The 18,474-nt window shown below is 73.0% G+C and carries 12 protein-coding genes and 2 rRNA genes; all 14 read right to left on the bottom strand.

Translation table 11 applies throughout. The features are described from left to right. Positions 1-30 precede the first annotated feature (30 nt). A complete protein-coding gene (locus ACZ5HG_RS11055; protein WP_464176152.1) occupies positions 31-1,119 on the bottom strand; it encodes a glycosyltransferase family 4 protein in 1,089 nt (362 codons plus the stop codon). Then, positions 1,116-2,813: a murein biosynthesis integral membrane protein MurJ gene (murJ, locus tag ACZ5HG_RS11060; protein WP_464176156.1), complete on the bottom strand. Its 1,698-nt coding sequence runs from the start codon at positions 2,811-2,813 to the stop codon at positions 1,116-1,118. The genes ACZ5HG_RS11055 and murJ overlap by 4 nt, the downstream gene beginning before the upstream one ends. 53 nt (positions 2,814-2,866) lie before the next feature. Then, positions 2,867-3,787 (bottom strand): hypothetical protein, encoded by a 921-nt coding sequence (locus tag ACZ5HG_RS11065; RefSeq protein WP_464176158.1) that lies wholly within the window; start codon positions 3,785-3,787, stop codon positions 2,867-2,869. A 2-nt stretch (positions 3,788-3,789) separates the two neighbouring features. Next, positions 3,790-4,851, bottom strand: coding sequence for a copper transporter (locus ACZ5HG_RS11070; protein ID WP_464176161.1), 1,062 nt, complete (start codon positions 4,849-4,851; stop codon positions 3,790-3,792). Positions 4,852-4,924: 73 nt separating this feature from the next. Continuing rightward, positions 4,925-6,115, bottom strand: a complete 1,191-nt coding sequence (steA, locus tag ACZ5HG_RS11075) for a putative cytokinetic ring protein SteA (RefSeq protein ID WP_464176163.1) — start codon at positions 6,113-6,115, stop codon at positions 4,925-4,927. 6 nt (positions 6,116-6,121) lie between these two features. Then, complete coding sequence (gene recN, locus ACZ5HG_RS11080) at positions 6,122-7,852, bottom strand: DNA repair protein RecN (RefSeq protein WP_464176165.1); 1,731 nt, start codon at positions 7,850-7,852, stop codon at positions 6,122-6,124. 4 nt (positions 7,853-7,856) lie between these two features. Further along, positions 7,857-8,744, bottom strand: a complete 888-nt coding sequence (locus ACZ5HG_RS11085) for an NAD kinase (RefSeq protein WP_464176167.1) — start codon at positions 8,742-8,744, stop codon at positions 7,857-7,859. After that, positions 8,741-9,577 carry a TlyA family RNA methyltransferase gene (locus ACZ5HG_RS11090; RefSeq protein ID WP_464176169.1) on the bottom strand — a complete coding sequence of 279 codons (837 nt, stop codon included), beginning with the start codon at positions 9,575-9,577 and terminating at the stop codon, positions 8,741-8,743. Before ACZ5HG_RS11090 ends, ACZ5HG_RS11085 begins: the two co-directional genes overlap by 4 nt. A gap of 4 nt (positions 9,578-9,581) precedes the next feature. Then, complete coding sequence (locus tag ACZ5HG_RS11095) at positions 9,582-9,731, bottom strand: hypothetical protein (RefSeq protein ID WP_464176171.1); 150 nt, start codon at positions 9,729-9,731, stop codon at positions 9,582-9,584. A gap of 103 nt (positions 9,732-9,834) precedes the next feature. Beyond that, positions 9,835-10,896 (bottom strand): HAD-IIA family hydrolase, encoded by a 1,062-nt coding sequence (locus tag ACZ5HG_RS11100; protein WP_464176174.1) that lies wholly within the window; start codon positions 10,894-10,896, stop codon positions 9,835-9,837. After that, positions 10,893-11,870: a hypothetical protein gene (locus ACZ5HG_RS11105; RefSeq protein WP_464176175.1), complete on the bottom strand. Its 978-nt coding sequence runs from the start codon at positions 11,868-11,870 to the stop codon at positions 10,893-10,895. The genes ACZ5HG_RS11100 and ACZ5HG_RS11105 overlap by 4 nt, the downstream gene beginning before the upstream one ends. 2,148 nt (positions 11,871-14,018) lie before the next feature. Beyond that, positions 14,019-14,465, bottom strand: a complete 447-nt coding sequence (locus ACZ5HG_RS11110; RefSeq protein WP_464176177.1) for an HIT family protein — start codon at positions 14,463-14,465, stop codon at positions 14,019-14,021. A 371-nt stretch (positions 14,466-14,836) separates the two neighbouring features. Next, positions 14,837-14,953: ribosomal RNA gene (rrf, locus tag ACZ5HG_RS11115) — 5S ribosomal RNA — on the bottom strand. Between the two features lie 110 nt (positions 14,954-15,063). Beyond that, positions 15,064-18,175 (bottom strand): 23S ribosomal RNA (locus tag ACZ5HG_RS11120). Between the last annotated feature and the right edge of the window lie 299 nt (positions 18,176-18,474).

The raw sequence follows: 18,474 nt of genomic DNA on the forward strand, positions 1-18,474 counted from the left end.
AGCCCTGCGAGGCGCGCGAGCCGCGCGGGGTCAGCGGTACACGCGGTCCAGCTGGCGCAGCACGTCCGGCAGCGTGGGCAGCGCCGCCGCCCGGGCGAGCGCGGCCTCGCGCAGCGCACCGGCCCGCTCCGGGTCGACCAGCACGCCGACCACGGCCTCAGCCAGCGCGGCGGCGTCGCCCACCGGCACCAGCACGGCGGCGTCCTCGGTCACCTCGCGGGTGCCGCCCGCGTCGGTGGCCACCACCGCGGCGCCGAGGGACAGCGCCTCCTGCACGGCGAGCGGCTGCCCCTCCCACACCGCCGTCGAGGCGACCACGTCCGCGGCGGCCATCAGGTCGGCCACGTCCTCGCGCCGCCCGAGCAGCCGCACCGGCGCACCGGTCGCCGCCACCTGGGCCGCCAGGTCGCCGTGCAGCGGGCCGTCGCCGGCCACCACCCAGCGCAGCCCGGGCCGGTGCCCCGCTGCCGCGACCGCGGCGTCGACCAGCGTGCTCAGCCCCTTCTGCGGGGCCAGGCGAGCCACGGTCACCACCAGGTCCTCCCCCGGCACGATCCCGAGCGCGTCCCGCGTCGCCGCGACGTCGCCGGCGGCGTCCGGCCGGGCCGGTGCCGGCACCAGCGCCCGGTCCGCCACCCGTGCGCCCTGCGAGCGCGTGAGCGCCACCAGGTCGCCGGAGACGCCCAGCACCACGTCGGCCCCGCGGGCGACCACCGTGCCGAGCACCGTCGAGAACGCGCGCACCGCGGCCCCGCCCACCGGCAGGTTGTGCAGGGTCACCACCACGCGCGGGCGGGCGGTCCCCGGCCGGCGGGGCGCCCCGCGCACGGCCAGCACCGCCAGCGCGCCGGCCCGCAGCCCGTGGGCGTGCACCGCGTCCGCCCCGCGCGCCACGGTCGCGAGCCGGGCCACCGCGGCGACGTCCGAGGCGTGCGGGCGATCGGCGATCTCCACCGCGTGGAAGCCCACCCCGGCACCCTCGGGCGCCACCGTCGGACGCAGTCCCGCCGGTCCGGCCACGATCACCTGGTCGCCCCGCTCGGCCAGCGCACCGGCGACCTGCGCGACGTGCCGCGCCACCCCGCCCGCGCTCGACCCCAGCACCTGCACCACCCTCACGGCGCACCTCCCGTCGATCCGGGCAGCGGCACCGTCGGCCCCGCCCCCGTCGTCCCGTCCGTACCGATCGCCGCACCCGCGTCCGCGGCACCGGGGGTTCCCGCCGCTCCCCCGCCGCCCGCCGCTCCGCCGCCCGAGCGCCGCAGCAGCCCGGTGAGCGTCGAGCGGTCCAGCCACCACACCAGCGCGAGCACCAGCGCCAGCGCCACCGCGCCACCGCCGGTCGCGGCGACCACCGCGCCCCCGGCGCCGCCGGTCAGCCGCTCCACCGCGTCCACGGTCCACCGCCCGGCCAGCGCGCCCAGCGCCCCGCCGACCAGCAGCACCGCCAGCGTCCGCACCAGCCCGGTCAGCGCCTCGGCCCCGGCGGCCCGGCGCAGCACCGCCAGCAGGGCCACCCCGGCGACCAGCATGCCGGTGGTGTTGCCCACCGCCAGCGCGCGCAGGGTCGCCGGACCGTCGCCGCCCGCCGGCACGATCACCAGGCAGGCCACCCAGGAGGCGACCATCACCGTCGCCCAGCCGGCGCTGGTCGCGAGCACCGCGAGCCGTCCGCGCTCCAGTGCGTACAGCGCCCGCGACACGTGGAAGATCAGCCCGAGCCCGAGCAGGCCCGGTGCCATCAGGGTCAGCGCCGGGGACAGCGCCTCGATCACCTCGGCGTCGCCGCGCCCGACCACGGAGAACACCGTCGTCGCCGCGGGGGCCACCGCCACCAGCACCGCCGCGCCGACCACCGCGGACATCAGCACCCCGCGGGTGGTCAGCGCCGCCAGCGGCGCGTAGCCCGCCCGGTCCGGCCGCGCGGCACGCTCGGCCAACCGCGGGAACGTGCTGGTCGCCAGCGGCACCGACAGCACCGCGTAGGGCAGCACGTACACCGCCTGCACCATGCTCTGGTACCCGGAGACCGCGCCCGCCGTGCCGTAGCGCCCGGCCAGCCACAGCGTCACGAGCACCGCGACCTGCTGGGCGACCAGCGCGCCGACACCGGCCAGCGCCAGGCCGCGCGCCCGGCCGCCGACGCCCTCCGGGAACCGGAAGGTCGGGCGCAGCCGGATCCCGCTGCGCCACACCGGCACGAGCAGCGGCAGCCCCATCACCGCCACACCGGCGGTGGTGCCCCAGGCCAGCAGCGAGGCGGCCCCGGCGGGCAGCGCCTCCGGCGAGGGCACATCCGCCGACCCGAGCCCGACCATCCGCCCGTAGCCCGCGTAGGTCGCGATCACCACCAGGCTGGACAGCACCGGCACGAACGCCGGCCAGAAGAACTTGCGCTGCGCCTGGAGCACGCCGGACAGCACCACGGCGAGCCCGTACAGCGGCACCTGCACCGCGAACACCCGGATGAAGAACGCCACCAGGTCCCGGGTGCTGCCGGCCTCGTGCACGAGCAGCGCCGCGAGCGGACCGGCCAGCACCGCCAGCAGCAGCGCGAGCAGCGACAGCACGCCGAGCGCCCAGCCGAGCATCGCCGAGGCGATCCGGTCCACGTCGGCGCGCATCCCCCGCGCCAGCGGCCCGGCGATCACCGGGATCAGCGCACCGGCGAGCGCGCCGCCGGCGGCCACCTCGAACAGCACGTTCGGCAGCGTGTTCGCCAGCGTGTACGCGTCACCGATCGACGCGAAGCCGACCGCGCTGCCGAAGACCAGCGTGCGCACGAAGCCCAGCAGACGGCTGACGACCGTCACGACCGAGATCAGGGCCGCGGCGCCCGCCAGACCGGTCAGGACGCCCCGGCGGGTCACCGCTCCGGCGCCCCGTCGGCGTCCGGCTCGACGGGCGTCACGGGCTCGGCCGCGGGCACGTGCGCCGGGCGACGACCCCAGCCGTCGATCTCGCGCAGCACCGGCGTGCGGGCGATCACCTGCGTGAAGCTCACCCGCTCCGAGGCCACCGTCAGGGCCACCACGCCCGCCAGCAGCGCCAGGCGCACCGGTCGGGGGCAGCGCTGCACGGCCATGATGCCGAGGGTCGCGCCCAGGGCGTTCGCCCCGGAGTCGCCGAGCATGTCCTGCTCCGCGAGGTCGTCCGGCAGCTCGGCGACCACAGCACCGGCCACCGCCGACGCAGCGCCCTCGCCGGGTCCGCCCAGCACGACCACCGGGGCCGCCGCGATCGCCGCCGCCTTGAGCGCGCGCCCGGGGCGCAGGTCCAGCAGGTTGAGCAGGTTGGCCGAGGCCGCGATCAGCGCACCGTCCACCGCGACGTCCGCCAGGCGCTGCGCCGCGCGGGCCGCCCCGGTGCGGGCGGTCGGGTGCGGGCGGCTCAGCGCCGCGGCGACCAGCGCACCGGCGCCGATGCCGAGCACCTTGAGCCCGCCGGTGGTCAGCTCACCGTGCGCCAGCGCGCCCAGGTGACCGCGCAGCCCCTTGGCCTGCGTGCCGTCCCGCTCCTCGGTCAGGTCGTCGACCAGGCCGAAGGCGCCGGCCGAGGTGGTCGCCACCGCCGTCGCGAGCCCGTCGCGCACCGAGGGCGCGCCGAGCACGCCGCCGGCGAGCAGCCCCACCGCGACGGCCGGGCCGCCCAGCAGGCTCACCGGCTCGCCCCGGTGGTTCGTGCGCTCCCACTGGCGGGCGCCGCCCGGGGGCTCGTCGTCCAGCAGACCGCGGGTCACCGTGGTGGCGACCCGGGCCGTCACCCCGGCGACGGCCCGACGCAGCACGCTCACCCCTCGGCCCCGGCGTCGCCGGTCCCGTCGCCCGTGCCGGCGTCGCCCTCGGCACCGGTGGCGTCACCGGCCACGCTGCGGTCCACCGGCGGCAGCACCACGGCGGTGGGGATCACGGTCAGGCCGTCGCCGATCCCGTAGTGGCCGTTGGTCCCACCGATCCGCGCGTTCAGCGCCAGCGGCACCGACACCCGCCCGGCGATCGTGTCCGCACCGCTGACCGTGGTCACGGTGTCGGCGGCGTCGTCGTCGGCACGGATGGCCGCGACCAGCGAGCCGTCGACGGCGGGGCCGTCCACGACCACGGCGCCCTCGGTGCGCCGCTGCGCGACCTCCGCCAGCGCGATCTGCGCGGTCAGCGTCGCCTGGAGCTCGTCGGCGTCCGGGGTCGCGTCCGCGGCGTCCTGCACCAGCACGCCCGGGCTCACCAGCACCACGGCATCGGCGGGGGTGGTGATCCCGTCGCCGTAGGTCACCAGCGGGTCGTCACCGGAGTTGAGCAGGCTGAGCAGCGTGCTCGCGTTGGTGCTCAGCACGTCCGGGTCGGCCGGGTCGGCACCGGTCAGGCCCTGCACCAGCGCCTCGGCAAGCGAGGTCTCCACCGCGGCGTTCGTCGCGGGCTGCGGGTCCAGGTAGTCGAGCAGGTTCGCGACCAGCGCCTGCCGGAACGAGCGCAGGTCGGTCGAGGACCACTCGGCGGCCAGGGTGACGCGGGCGGTCAGCGTGGCGCCGGCGGCGGTCAGCTGCTCCTCCACGCCGGTCAGCGCGTCGCCGTCCACCGTGCCGAGCGCGACCACCGCGACGCGGCGGTCGGCCAGCGTGCCGTCCACCAGCGCGGGGCCGGCGGCGGCGATGTACTGCTCCGAGGCGGCCAGGTCCGAGGCCGAGGCGTCGAGCTCGGTGCGCAGCTGGTCCTTCTCCGAGCGCAGCTGGTCCACCTGCCCGGTCAGCGTGTCGCCGATGCTCTCCTTCAGCGGGCCGGCGCCGAGCGCGATGCCCACGGCGAGCGCCAGGAACACCGAGATCAGCGAGACGAGGTGGTAGCGGAAGTCGATCACAGCGAGAGCTCTCGGTCGCAGGCGCCGGGGATCACCGCGGCGGCATCGGTCAGGAAGAAGACGGAGGGTGCGGTCACGGCGTGCCGCCGAACAGCGAGCGGACCCACGACAGCAGGTCGTCCCAGCGCGCACCGGTCAGGCCGATCAGCGTCTGGCCCGCGGTGGTCGAGGCGAGCGCCACGCCGAGCGCCAGCAGGCCCGCGAGCACCAGCAGCGTCAGCTGGAGGTTCGAGATCCGGTTCCGGTACAGCCGGGACACGCCCTTGGCGTCGACCAGCTTGCTGCCGACCCGCAGCCGGGTCAGGAACGTGCTCGCCATGCCGGACCGGCCCTTGTCCAGGAACTCCACCAGCGTGGCGTGCGTGCCGACCGCGACGATCAGCTCGGCGCCCTTGTCGTCGGCGAGCAGCATCGCGACGTCCTCGCTGGTGCCGGTCGCCGGGAAGACGATGTGCGGCACGCCGAGCTGGTCCACCCGGGACAGCCCCGGCGCACGACCGTCGCGGTACGCGTGCACCACGATCTCCGCCCCGCAGCGCAGCGCCCGGTCGGAGACCGAGTCCATGTCGCCGACGATCATGTCCGGCGTCCAGCCGGCCTCGAGGATCGCGTCCGCGCCGCCGTCCACGCCGATCAGCACCGGGCGGTACTCCCGGATGTACGAGCGCAGCGTGACCAGGTCGTCCTTGTAGTGGTAGCCGCGCACCACGATCAGCACCTGGCGGCCGTCGATCTGCGTGCTGATGTCCGGCACGCCCACGCCGTCGAGCAGCAGGTCGCGCTCCCGGCGCAGGTAGTCCATCGTGTTCGCCGCGAAGGACTCCAGCTGCACGGACAGGCCCTCGCGGGCGGCGGCCTGGTCGACGGCCACGGTCTGCTCGGTCTGGAGCACGCCCTCGGCCAGCAGCTTGTCGCCGTCGTACACCGCGCCCTCGACCAGCCGGAGCGTGCGACCCTCGCGGATCGTCATCACGTCGGGGCCGAGGTCGTCGATCAGCGGGATCCCGGCGGACACCAGGATGTCCGGACCGAGGTTCGGGTAGCGGCCGGAGGTCGAGCGGGCAGCGTTGAGCACCGCCGCGGGCTGGCAGGCGACGAGCGCCTCGGCCGAGACCCGGTCGATGTCGACGTGGTCGATCACGGCGATCTCCCCGGGACGGAGCCGCTTGGTCAGCGACTTGGTCCGAGGATCGACCCGGGCGGGGCCGACGAGCTCGCCCCCGAGGGGCGCGGCGGAGCGTCTACGCAGGGGCAGGAGTTTCATCGCCGTTCATCGTGCCACGTCCGCGGCCTCCAGAAGTTCCGCTGCATGTGCGCGCGCCGTGCCGGAGTCCTCCTGGCCGGACAGCATCCGGGCCAGCTCGCGCACCCGGTCCTCGCCCTCCACCTCGCGCACGTCCGAGGCGGTCACGACGTCGCCGCGGGTCTTGGTGACCACCAGGTGCCGGTCCGCGAAGGCCGCCACCTGCGCCAGGTGCGTCACCACCAGCACCTGCGCACCCTGCGCCAGCACCGCCAGACGGCGGCCCACCTCGGTCGCGGCCCGTCCGCCGACGCCGGCGTCCACCTCGTCGAAGACGAACGTGCCGGGCCGGTGCTCCCCCGCGTCCGGCGAGGTCGCCAGCGCCACCTCCAGCGCCAGCATCACCCGCGACAGCTCGCCGCCGGACGCCCCCTTGCCCAGCGGCCGGGCCGGCGCACCCCGGTGCGCGACCAGCAGCATCTCCACGAGATCTCCACCGTGCGGACCGGGCTCGGGCGCGTCGTCCACCCGCACCTCCAGGCTCGCGCCGGCCATCGCCAGACCGGCCAGCTCCGCGCTGACCGTCTCGGCGAGCCGTGCGGCGGCCTCCCGGCGGGCGCTGCCGATCGTGCGCGCGAGGTCCGCGATCTCCGCGTCCAGCGCGTCACGCTGCTCGGTGAGCGCAACCACCCGTTCGTCCCCGCCGTCGATCTCCAGCAGCCGGCGCGAGCCCTCGTCGGCCCAGCGCAGCACCGCCTCGACGTCCTCGCCGTAGGACCGGGTCAGCGTCGCCAGCTCGGCCCGGCGCGCCTGCGCCGCCTCCAGCCGCAGCGGGTCGGCCTGGAGGTCCTGGAGGTACGACGCGAGCTCGGTCGCCACGTCGGCCAGCAGGTACCCCGCCTCGCGCACCCGCTCGTGCAGCGCGGCGAGCCGCGCGTCGTGCGCTCCGCCGGAGTCCAGCAGCCGCCGGGCATGCTCGACCACACCGGCGGCGCTGCCCTCGATCCCGGCACCGTCCTCGTCCCCGGCCAGCGCACCGTGCGCCCCGGCGGCCGCGGCACGCAGGTCCTCGGCGTGCGCCAGCCGCTCGACCTCCTCGGCCAGCGCGACGTCCTCTCCGGGCTGCGGGGCCACCCGCTCGACCTCCGCGAGCCCGAGCCGCAGCAGCTCCGCCTCGCGCGCCAGCTCCTGCCGGCGCGCGATCAGGTCGTCGATCTGCGCCTGCACGGCGCCGCGCCGCCCCCAGGCCGTGCGGTACGCCGCCAGCACCTCGCCGTGCGCCGCCCCCGCGAAGGCGTCCAGCGCCTCCCGCTGGTGGGCGGGCGAGCGCAGCCGCGCCTGGTCCTGCTGGCCGTGCACGGTCACCAGGCTCTCCGCGAGCTCGCCGAGCACCGCCGCCGGCACCGAGCGACCGCCCAGGTGCGCGCGCGACCGCCCCACGGCGCCGTCCGTCGCCGCACCGACCGTGCGGACCAGCAGCAGCCCGCCGTCGTCGTCCAGCGCCGCGCCGGCCTCCTCGGCCCGGGCCAGCACCGGCGAGCCCGCCGGCACCACCACGCGCCCCTCGACCACCGCCGAGCCGGCGCCGGTGCGCACCGTCGCCGGGTCGGCCTTGCCGCCGAGCAGCAGGTCCAGCCCGGTCAGCACCATGGTCTTGCCGGCACCGGTCTCCCCCGACAGCACGGTCAGACCCGGGTGCAGCCGGACCTGGGCGGACGTGATGACGCCCAGGTCGCTGATCGTGATCTCCTCGAACACGCGGTCAGTCCCCCCGGTCCTCGACGTTGCTGCGGTCCTCGGAGGGGCGGCCGCGCCACCCCACCACCGGCAGCCCGAACTTGTTCACCAGCCGGTCCGTGAACGGCGCCGGCGTCAGCCGGGCCAGCCGCACCGGCACCGGGCTGCGCCGCACCTCGACCCGCGATCCCGCGGGCACCTCGATCCGGCGACGCCCGTCGCACACCAGCACCGCCGCGGAGGGCGAGCGGGTGAGCACCTCCACCGCCACCACCGCGCGCGGGCCCACCACCAGCGGGCGGGCGAACAGCGCGTGCGCGGACAGCGGCACCACGATCATCGAGTCCACGTCCGGCCAGACCACCGGACCGCCGGCCGAGAACGCGTGCGCCGTCGACCCCGTCGAGGTCGCCAGCACCACCCCGTCGCAGCCGAAGGAGGACAGCGGGCGGTCGTCGACCTCCAGCACCACCTCGACCATCCGCGCCGGCTCGGCCTTCTCCAGCGCCGCCTCGTTCAGCGCCCAGCCCGTCACCGGCTCGCGCCGGCCCGGCACCTGGACCTGCACCTGCAGGGTCGTCCGCTCCTCGACCGCGTAGTCCCCCGCGGCGATCCGGCGCACGGCCTCGTTGATGTCGTCCCGCTCGCTCTCCGCGAGGAAGCCCACGTGCCCGAGGTTGATCCCGAGCAGCGGCACCCCCGCGGCGCGCGCCAGCTCGGCCGCGCGCAGGATCGTCCCGTCACCGCCGAGGATCATCGCCAGCTCGATGTCGTGGAAGGTCAGCCCCGGCACGTCGTCACCGGCCAGCACCGCGGTGAACCCGGCCTGCTCCAGCGCCGCCACCGCCTCCGCCGTCGCGGTGACCGCCTCCGCCCGGCCGGAGTGCGTGACCACCAGCACCCGTCTGCTCATCCGATCCCTCCCGGTCCGTCGTGCACCGCCGCGTCGACCAGCGCCAGCAGCGCCGCGTCGTCCTGGCCGGCCTTGTCGGTGGCGGCACCGGTCGTGGGTGCCACCAGGTGCAGGAAGTACTCGACGTTCCCGCTCGGCCCGGGCAGCGGGCTCGCCACCGCGCCGGCCACCGTCAGCCCGAGATCACGGGCGCACCGGGCCACGCCCAGCACGGCCTCCGCGCGCTGCTCGACGCTGCGCACCACCCCGGTCGACCCCAGACGCTCGCGCCCCACCTCGAACTGCGGCTTCACCATCACCAGCAGGTCCGCGCCGGGCGCCGCCACCGCCGCCAGCGCGGGCAGCACCAGCGTCAGCGAGATGAACGACAGGTCCGCCACCACCAGCGACGGCACCGGCAGCACGTCGCCGGCCGTCAGCGCGCGCACGTTCACGCCCTCACGGGAGTCCACCCGGGGATCGGCGGCCAGCCGCTCGACCATCTGCCCGTGGCCGACGTCCACCGCCACCACGTGGCGCGCACCGCGGCGCAGCAGCACGTCGGTGAAGCCGCCGGTGGACGCACCCGCGTCCAGGCAGTCCCGCCCGGTCGGGTCCACCGCGAAGACGTCGAGCGCACCGACCAGCTTGTGGGCGCCCCGGGAGGCGTAGTCCGCCCCGTCGGAGGCGTCCGCGGCCACCCGCAGCTCCTCGCCGTCGGCGAGACCGGTGGACGGGCGGCGCACCGCGCGCCCCGCCACCGTGACCCGGCCCGCCGCGATCAGCTCCGCCGCGTGCCGGCGCGACCGGGCGAGGCCGTCGCGCACCAGCGCGGCGTCCACCCGCGTCGCCACCCGGTCAGCCCTCCGCGTCGGCGAGCCGGTCCTGGAGGGCCTGGTGCACGGCGTCGAACACCGCGAGCTGCTCGCGCAGGCCGAGGTCCGTGACCTCGGTCAGCCGCACCATCGCCTCGTCGACCGCCTGGTCGCCCGTCGGCTGCACCGTCATCGTCCCTCCTGGCGTCCGCGTCCCGCGGCCGGTCGTCCCTGCACGTCCGCGTCCACGCTACCGGTCGCCGCACCCGTCGGCGTCGAGGCCGCGCGCATCGTGCTCACCGCGCGACGGCCAGCTCCGGCACCGAGCCCGCGTCGAGCACCGTGCCGCCGTCCACCGCGTCCCACGCCGCCGCGCACGCCGCGCGCACCACGTCCACCCGACGGTCCTCGGCCTCGGCCGAACCCGCCGTCAGGTCAGCGGGCACGGCGCCCTCGCGGACCTCCAGGCGGCCGTCCACCACGCGGGCGGCGGCGTCCCGGCAGGTCCACCAACCCTCCGCGGCCCGGGCGGGCAACGGGTGCGGCAGCAGCAGGCCCCGCAGGTCCGCCGCCACGTAGTGCGGACGGAACCCGGGATCGGCCAGCACGTCGTCCCGCGCCGTCGACACCCCCGTGAGCACGTGCAGACCGGCGAAGCCGCCCGTCCGGGCACCCGCGAGATCGGTGTCCAGGCGGTCGCCCACCACCAGCGGCTCCCTGCCGCCCACGCGCTCCACCGCCAGCTCGTACATGGTCGACGCCGGCTTGCCCGCCGAGTCCGGCACCACGCCGGTCGCCGCCTGCACCGTGCCCACCAGCGCACCGTTGCCGGGTGCGAAGCCGCGCGCCGTCGGCAGGCTCAGGTCGAGGTTGCTCGCCACGAACCACGCGCCGCCCGCCACCGCGTACGCGGCCTCCGCGAGCTGCGCCCAGCCGACCTCCGGCGAGAACCCCTGCGCCACCGCCTCCGGCTGCTCCTCCGCCGAGGTCACCACGACGAAGCCCTTGGCCCGCACCGCCGAGACCATCCCCGCTCCGCCGACGACCAGCACCTTCGCCCCCGGCGACAGCCGGGTCGCCAGCAGCTCGGCGGCGGCCTGCGCCGCGGTCATCACGTCGCCCGCGGCGGTCGGGATGTCCAGCGAGGTCAGCTGCTCCGCCACCGACTCCGGCTCGCGCGAGGCGTTGTTGGTCACGAAGACCAGGCGCATCCCCGCGGCGCGCGCGCCGGCCAGCCCCGCCGACGCCCCGTCGATCGGCTCGTGCCCGCGGTACGCGACCCCGTCCAGGTCGACCAGAGCCAGGTCGTAGCGCTCCGCCAGCGCGATGTCGCTGCCGAGCAGTCGTGCGTCGCTCACTCGTCCTCCGTGCTCGTCTCGTCGGCCGCGGCCGGCGCGTCGGCGTCGGCCGTGTCGTCGGCGTCGTCGTCCTGGGCCTGCCCGGCCTCGGTGCTCTCGGGCGTGGCCACGGCGTCCTCCGCCGCGTCGACCTCGTCCGTCACGTCGACCTCGTCGGCGTCGTCTGCGTCCTCGGCTGCGGGCTCGGGCTCGACGGCCTCCGCGTCGCCCTCGTCCGACGGTTCGACGTCGTCCTCGGGCTCCGCGTCGAGGTCGTCCTCGCCGTCCACATCCGCCGGTTCCGCGTCGAGGTCGTCCTCGCCGTCCAGGTCAAAGAGGATCACGTCGTCCTCCTCCTCGACCTCGCCGGACGCCTGGGCGAGCAGCGTGGCCGGGAACGGCGCCAGCACGGCCTCCGCCTCGGCGTCACGACCGCCCGCGCGCAGCGCCTCCGCCCGGGCCTGCGCGACCCGCGCCGCCAGCAGCCCACGCGCCGGACCCACCTCGACGTCGGACAGCACCGCCAGCGCGGCGTCCGGGTCGCCCAGGTCGAGCCGGGCACCGCTGACCACCATCGCCAGCTCCGTGCGCCCGATCGGGTCGAGCCCCTCGGCCTCCGGCGACGCCCACAGCGCCACTGCCCGCTCCGGCCGCTCCAGCCCTCGCTCGCAGTCCGCCATGATCGGCAGGTGCTCCGAGGAGCCGTTCAGCCGGCGCACCGTGCGCAGCTCGCGCAGCGCCTCGGCGAACCGACCGGTGCGGTAGGCCGCCAACCCGGCCGCCTCCCGCACCACATCCACCCGGCCGCCCCGGCGCACGGCCGCCTGGGCGTGCTCGTAGGCCAGCTCCGGGTCGCTGTCCAGCAGCCGCCCGGTCATCACCAGGTGACGGCCGACCACGTCCGCGTTGTCCTTGCTCAGCGTGCGCAGCCGCGCCCGGACGTCCCGGTCGAGCGCGCCGAAGACCACGTCCTCCGGGATCTCCGGACCGGACACCCGCACCGACTGCGGCGGACGGCTCGGACGACGCTCGTCGTCGTCGGACCCGCGTCCGCCGGCGTACCCGCGGGCACCGCCCGGACCGGAGTGCGGTCGCCCGCCCCGGTCGTCACGGAAGCCGCCCCGCGCGCCCCCGGGCTGACCCCACGACCCGCGGTCACCGCGCTGGCCCTGACCCGGCCGGCCCTCGCCGTCCCGACGGAAGCCGCCCCGCTCACCTCGGTCGCCGCCACGGTCGTCGCCCCGGAAGCCACCACGATCGCCCCGGTCGCCCCCAGGGAACCCACCGCCCTGCGGACGGTCGTCGCGACGGAAGCCACCGCGCTCGTCGGACCCGCGCTCACGATCGCCGCGGTACCCCGGACGGTCGCCGCCCCCGGACCGCTCGTCGCGGCGGAACCCCGGACGGTCGTCACGGCGGAAGCCGCCACGGTCGTCGGAGCGCCCGCCCGCGCGGTCGTCACGCCGGAACCCGCCGCGATCCGGCCGGTCGCCGGAGCGGAAGCCCCCGCGATCCGCACCGCCGCCCGAGCGGAAACCGCCACGGTCGCCCCCGGCACCCGAGCCGAAGCCACCACGGTCGCCGCGGTCACCCGACCGGAAGCCACCACGGTCGTCCCGGCCCTCGCCGCCGCGGAACCCGGCACCGCCCGCGCCACGGTCGTCACGACGGAACCCACCGCGATCGTCCCGGCGGAAGCCGCCCTGGTCGTCCCCACGGCGTGCGTCGGGGCGGATGCCACCCCGGTCGCCGCCACCGAACCCTCCGGTGCGCGGCCGGTCGTCGCGACGCTCACCGCGGTCGTCCGCGCCGCGCCACCCACCGCGCGTGCCGGCGCCGCCACGGTCATCCCGTCGGGCGTCGTCGCGCCCGCGGAAGCCGGCCCCCGACGGACGCCGGTCGCCGTAGCCGTCACGGCCTCGCGCGTCACCGGACGGTCGGTCGGACCGCCCGTAGCCGCGGTCGTCAGGTCGGTCACCCGAGGGACGCGACCCACCACGGTATGCCGGACGGTCGCCGCCTCCGGACCGCTCGTCCCGGCGGAACCCCGGACGGTCGTCACGACGGAAGCCACCACGGTCGTCCGGACGCCCACCAGCACGATCGTCACGGCGGAACCCGCCACGCTGGTCGCCGCCCTGCCCGGGCCGGTCGTCCCGGCGCGGCCCGCGGAAGCCACCACGGTCGCCGCCCTCGTACCCGGAGCGCTGCCCACCGCCGCCGAAGCCGCGCCCGTCCTGTCGCTCACCGCGCGTACCGGCACCGTAGCCACCGGACCGCTGACCGTCCGGACGCGAGTACCCGGACCGCTCGCCGTCCTGCCGAGGACCACGGAACCCGCGGTCGTCGCGCTGCGCGCCGGAGAACCCACGACCCCCACGCGAGCCGCCCTCGGCACCGCGAGCACCCGGACCCCGTCCACCGAAGCCGCGCTCGCCGGACCCACGGCCCTCGAAGCCACCGTCACGCGCGCCACGATCGTCGCGCGCCGGCCCCCGACCGCCGCCGAACCGGTCCTGCCCACCGGGACGCGCACCGGCACCGCTGGGACGCTCGCCGTACCCGCCCGAGCGCGCACCCGCACCGCCGGAACGCTCACCGGCACCGCCGGTCGCACCGACCCCGCGCCACCCGCTCGACCGTCCGCCACCCTGGCCCTCGGCCGGACGGGACGACCCGCCCTCGCGTCCCGGACGCTCGTCGCGTCCCGCGCGCGCCGGACCGCGGCTGCCCGCGACCCGCGGGGTCCGACCGGTCCTGCCACCGGTGCCGCCGCCGGACCGGCTCCCGAAGCGGGCAGACCCACCCGTGCGCCGATCACCACCCTGGTTGTCAGGGCGCCCGGCGCCACCCGAACGCGGCTCGCGCTCGTCGCTGCTCATCTCGTACTTCTCCTCGTCATAGACCGCCGACCATGGTCTCATCCCCGGCGCACGAACCCGACATCGGGCATGCGTCGATCAGCACCCGCCGACGACCGGCTGCGTCGTCGTCCTCCCCCGCACGCACGAACGGACCCGTCCAGCGGAGCACGACATCCCGGCGCCGCAGAGTCCTCCCTCGCACACGTGAACGAACCCAGCCGGGCGCGTACCCATCGCGACGAGTTGACGCCCACACCGAGGGACAGCGGACCGCAGCCGTCAGCTCGGCAGCTCCCGGGTGATCGCCCGGGCCTGCGCGTCCAGGACGGTCCGCTCCGGAGCCGTCCCCCAGGAGCCACGCAGCACGAAGCCGTCATCGGCGAACCGCGGGAACACGTGCAGGTGCGCGTGGAACACCTCCTGGGATGCCGCCGCACCGTCGGCGAGGAACAGGTTGATCCCCTCGCACCGCACGTCGGCACGCTCAGCGGCGACCCCTCGGATCGCCAGGCTGACCCGCTGCGCCGTGACGAACATCTCCGCGCCGACCGCCGGAGGCAGATCGCCGAGCCCGACATGGTGCTCACGCGGCACGACCAGCACGTGCCCCGGAGTCACCGGATCGACGTCCATGAACGCCAGCACACGCTCCTCCGCGACGACCACGCTCGCGGCGACCCGTCCCGCGACGATCCCGCAGAAGACGCACCCGCTCTCGACAGCCATCGAGGCATCGTCGCAGATCACAGGCCTCCCTGATCCCGCCACTGCGCGCCCAGGGCCCGGCGCGCTCCGGTGAGCACTCCGTCTAGCGGCTGCCGACGATCCGCCATCGGGCCCGAGCCTCGGCACGGCCCGTGCCGCGATCGGCCGGAGCGAATCATCCGGGGACGAAACGGCGGCATCGTTCAGGAACGACCCGGTGGGATCGGACATGCCCGACCCGGTGGCATCGTCCGGGAATGCCCTCGTCCGAGCACGACCGATGTCCGAGCACGGATCATTGTGCGGGTACGGATCAGTGTCCGGGTACGGATCAGTGTCCGGGTACGACGAAGAGCCACCCCCGCAAGGGGGGTGGCTCTTCGTGAAATGGTGTCCGGCGGCGTCCTACTCTCCCACACCCTGGCGAGTGCAGTACCATCGGCGCTGAAGGGCTTAGCTTCCGGGTTCGGAATGGGACCGGGCGTTTCCCCTTCGCTATGACCGCCGTAACTCTGTCGAACTTGTCAAACACAGGCCACCAACCCGCACGCAGGGCGCGCGGGGGTGGGTGTTCGCGGTTCGGGAACCGCACAGTGGACGCGACACATCAAAAAGTGTTGTGGTGAAGTTGTCGGCTTATTAGTACCGGTCAGCTGCGGCAGTCGTTAGTCCTGCCTTCCACATCCGGCCTATCTACCCGGTGGTCTAGCCGGGAGCCTCTCAGACCCGAAGGTCCGTGGAAACCTCATCTTGAAGCAGGCTTCCCGCTTAGATGCTTTCAGCGGTTATCCCTTCCGAACGTAGCCAACCAGCCGTGCTCCTGGCGGAACAACTGGCACACCAGAGGTTCGTCCGTCCCGGTCCTCTCGTACTAGGGACAGCCCTTCTCAAGTTTCCTGCGCGCGCAGCGGATAGGGACCGAACTGTCTCACGACGTTCTAAACCCAGCTCGCGTACCGCTTTAATGGGCGAACAGCCCAACCCTTGGGACCTACTCCAGCCCCAGGATGCGACGAGCCGACATCGAGGTGCCAAACCATGCCGTCGATATGGACTCTTGGGCAAGATCAGCCTGTTATCCCCGGGGTACCTTTTATCCGTTGAGCGACGGCGCTTCCACAAGCCACCGCCGGATCACTAGTTCCGACTTTCGTCCCTGCTCGACCTGTCAGTCTCACAGTCAAGCTCCCTTGTGCACTTGCACTCGCCACCTGATTGCCAACCAGGCTGAGGGAACCTTTGAGCGCCTCCGTTACATTTTAGGAGGCAACCGCCCCAGTTAAACTACCCACCAGGCACTGTCCCTGATCCGGATCACGGACCGAGGTTAGATATCCAGAGCGACCAGAGTGGTATTTCAACGTTGACTCCACCGACACTGGCGTGCCGGCTTCACAGTCTCCCACCTATCCTACACAAGCCGCACCGAACACCAATACCAAGCTATAGTAAAGGTCCCGGGGTCTTTCCGTCCTGCTGCGCGTAACGAGCATCTTTACTCGTAGTGCAATTTCGCCGAGTTCGCGGTTGAGACAGCGGGGAAGTCGTTACGCCATTCGTGCAGGTCGGAACTTACCCGACAAGGAATTTCGCTACCTTAGGATGGTTATAGTTACCACCGCCGTTTACTGGGGCTTAAATTCTGAGCTTCGCCTTGCGGCTGACCCGTCCTCTTAACCTTCCAGCACCGGGCAGGCGTCAGTCCGTATACATCGTCTTGCGACTTCGCACGGACCTGTGTTTTTAGTAAACAGTCGCTTCCCCCTGGTCTCTGCGGCCCTCCACGCTGCCCCGGGCAAGCCGGTTCACGTTTCAGGCCCCCCTTCTCCCGAAGTTACGGGGGCATTTTGCCGAGTTCCTTAACCACGATTCACTCGATCGCCTTAGTATTCTCTACCTGACCACCTGAGTCGGTTTAGGGTACGGGCGGCTAGAACCTCGCGTCGAAGCTTTTCTCGGCAGCATAGGATCACCCAATCATCCAGCATACGCTGTCACCATCGGTTCTCAGGCTTCACGAGTGGCGGATTTGCCTACCACTCACCCTACGGCCTTGGACGTGGACTACCATCGCCACGCTGGGCTACCTTCCTGCGTCACTCCTGTTAATACGCTTACCTACTACCGGATCGGGTCACGCGCTCCCCCACACGGTGCTCCCCGAAGGAAGCGGTGCGTGGGCTCGGGCGCTTAGCATCACCGGGCTCGGTATGGGCGGTTCTTCGCCGGTACGGGAATATCAACCCGTTGTCCATCGACTACGCCTGTCGGCCTCGCCTTAGGTCCCGACTTACCCAGGGCGGATTAGCCTGGCCCTGGAACCCTTGGTCATTCGGCGGACGGGTTTCTCACCCGTCATTCGCTACTCATGCCTGCATTCTCACTCGTGTGGCGTCCACCACTGGGTTACCCCGCAGCTTCACCCGCCACACGACGCTCCCCTACCCATCCACACGTCTGAACCACGAAGGCTGAACTGTTGTGTGAATGCCACAGCTTCGGCGGTATACTTGAGCCCCGCTACATTGTCGGCGCGGAATCACTTGACCAGTGAGCTATTACGCACTCTTTCAAGGGTGGCTGCTTCTAAGCCAACCTCCTGGTTGTCTGTGCAACTCCACATCCTTTCCCACTTAGCATACGCTTAGGGGCCTTAGCTGGTGGTCTGGGCTGTTTCCCTCTCGACTACGGAGCTTATCCCCCGCAGTCTCACTCCCGCGCTCTCACTTACCGGCATTCGGAGTTTGGCTAACGTCAGTAACCTGGTAGGGCCCATCGGCTATCCAGTAGCTCTACCTCCGGCAAGAAACACGCGAGGCTGCACCTAAATGCATTTCGGGGAGAACCAGCTATCACGAAGTTTGATTGGCCTTTCACCCCTAACCACAGGTCATCCCCCCGGTTTTCAACCCAGGTGGGTTCGGTCCTCCACGCGGTCTTACCCGCGCTTCAACCTGCCCATGGCTAGATCACTTCGCTTCGGGTCTAGAGCACGCGACTGTATCGCCCTATTCGGACTCGCTTTCGCTACGGCTTCCCCACACGGGTTAACCTCGCCACGTACCACTAACTCGCAGGCTCATTCTTCAAAAGGCACGCCGTCACCCCTGCTAGGGAGGCTCCGACGGATTGTAGGCACACGGTTTCAGGTACTATTTCACTCCCCTCCCGGGGTACTTTTCACCTTTCCCTCACGGTACTTGTCCGCTATCGGTCACTAGGTAGTATTTAGGCTTAGCAAGTGGTCTTGCCAGATTCACACGGGATTTCTCGGGCCCCGTGCTACTTGGGATCCCCTTCGGGAGGCCATGCCATTTCGTCTACGGGGGTACCACCCTCTGTGCCGGGCCTTTCAATGCCCTTCGACTATGACACGACTTTCTGACTCCCTGCTGACTCGGCAGAATCAACTGAAAGGTCCCACAACCCCGCACACGCAACGCCTGCCGGCTTGACACGCATACGGTTTGGCCTGATCCGCTTTCGCTCGCCACTACTCACGGAATATCTCTTCCTGCCGGTACTGAGATGTTTCACTTCCCGGCGTTCCCTCCACACACCCTATATATTCAGGTGCGGGTCACACGACATGACTCGTGCGGGGTTTCCCCATTCGGACATCCTCGGATCACGGTTCGTTTGCCAACTCCCCGAGGCTTATCGCAGGCTACAACGTCCTTCTTCGGCTCCTAGTGCCAAGGCATCCACCCTGTGCCCTTAAAAACTTGACCACAAAGACAATACTTCAAAAGATGCTCGCGTCCACTGTACAGTTCTCAAACAACGAACGATCCCCGACCTTACGCCAGCGCCTACCCAACACCGTTCACCTCGCGGTGAGCTGGTGGGCGGTTCGACCGACCGACCGGACCCGTCAGAAGCAACACCCCAAAGCGGGCTGTTCCCTCAGGACCCAACAGCGTGCCTGAGCGACCCATCCCCTGACCGACTATGCGAGGTTCCACCCACCGAAGCGGGGTACTGACGCGGCGCCGACCCGAAACGAGTCACCGTAGTTGATGTTCCACCC

It is taken from the genome of Cellulomonas sp. GTC20042 (assembly GCF_055389595.1).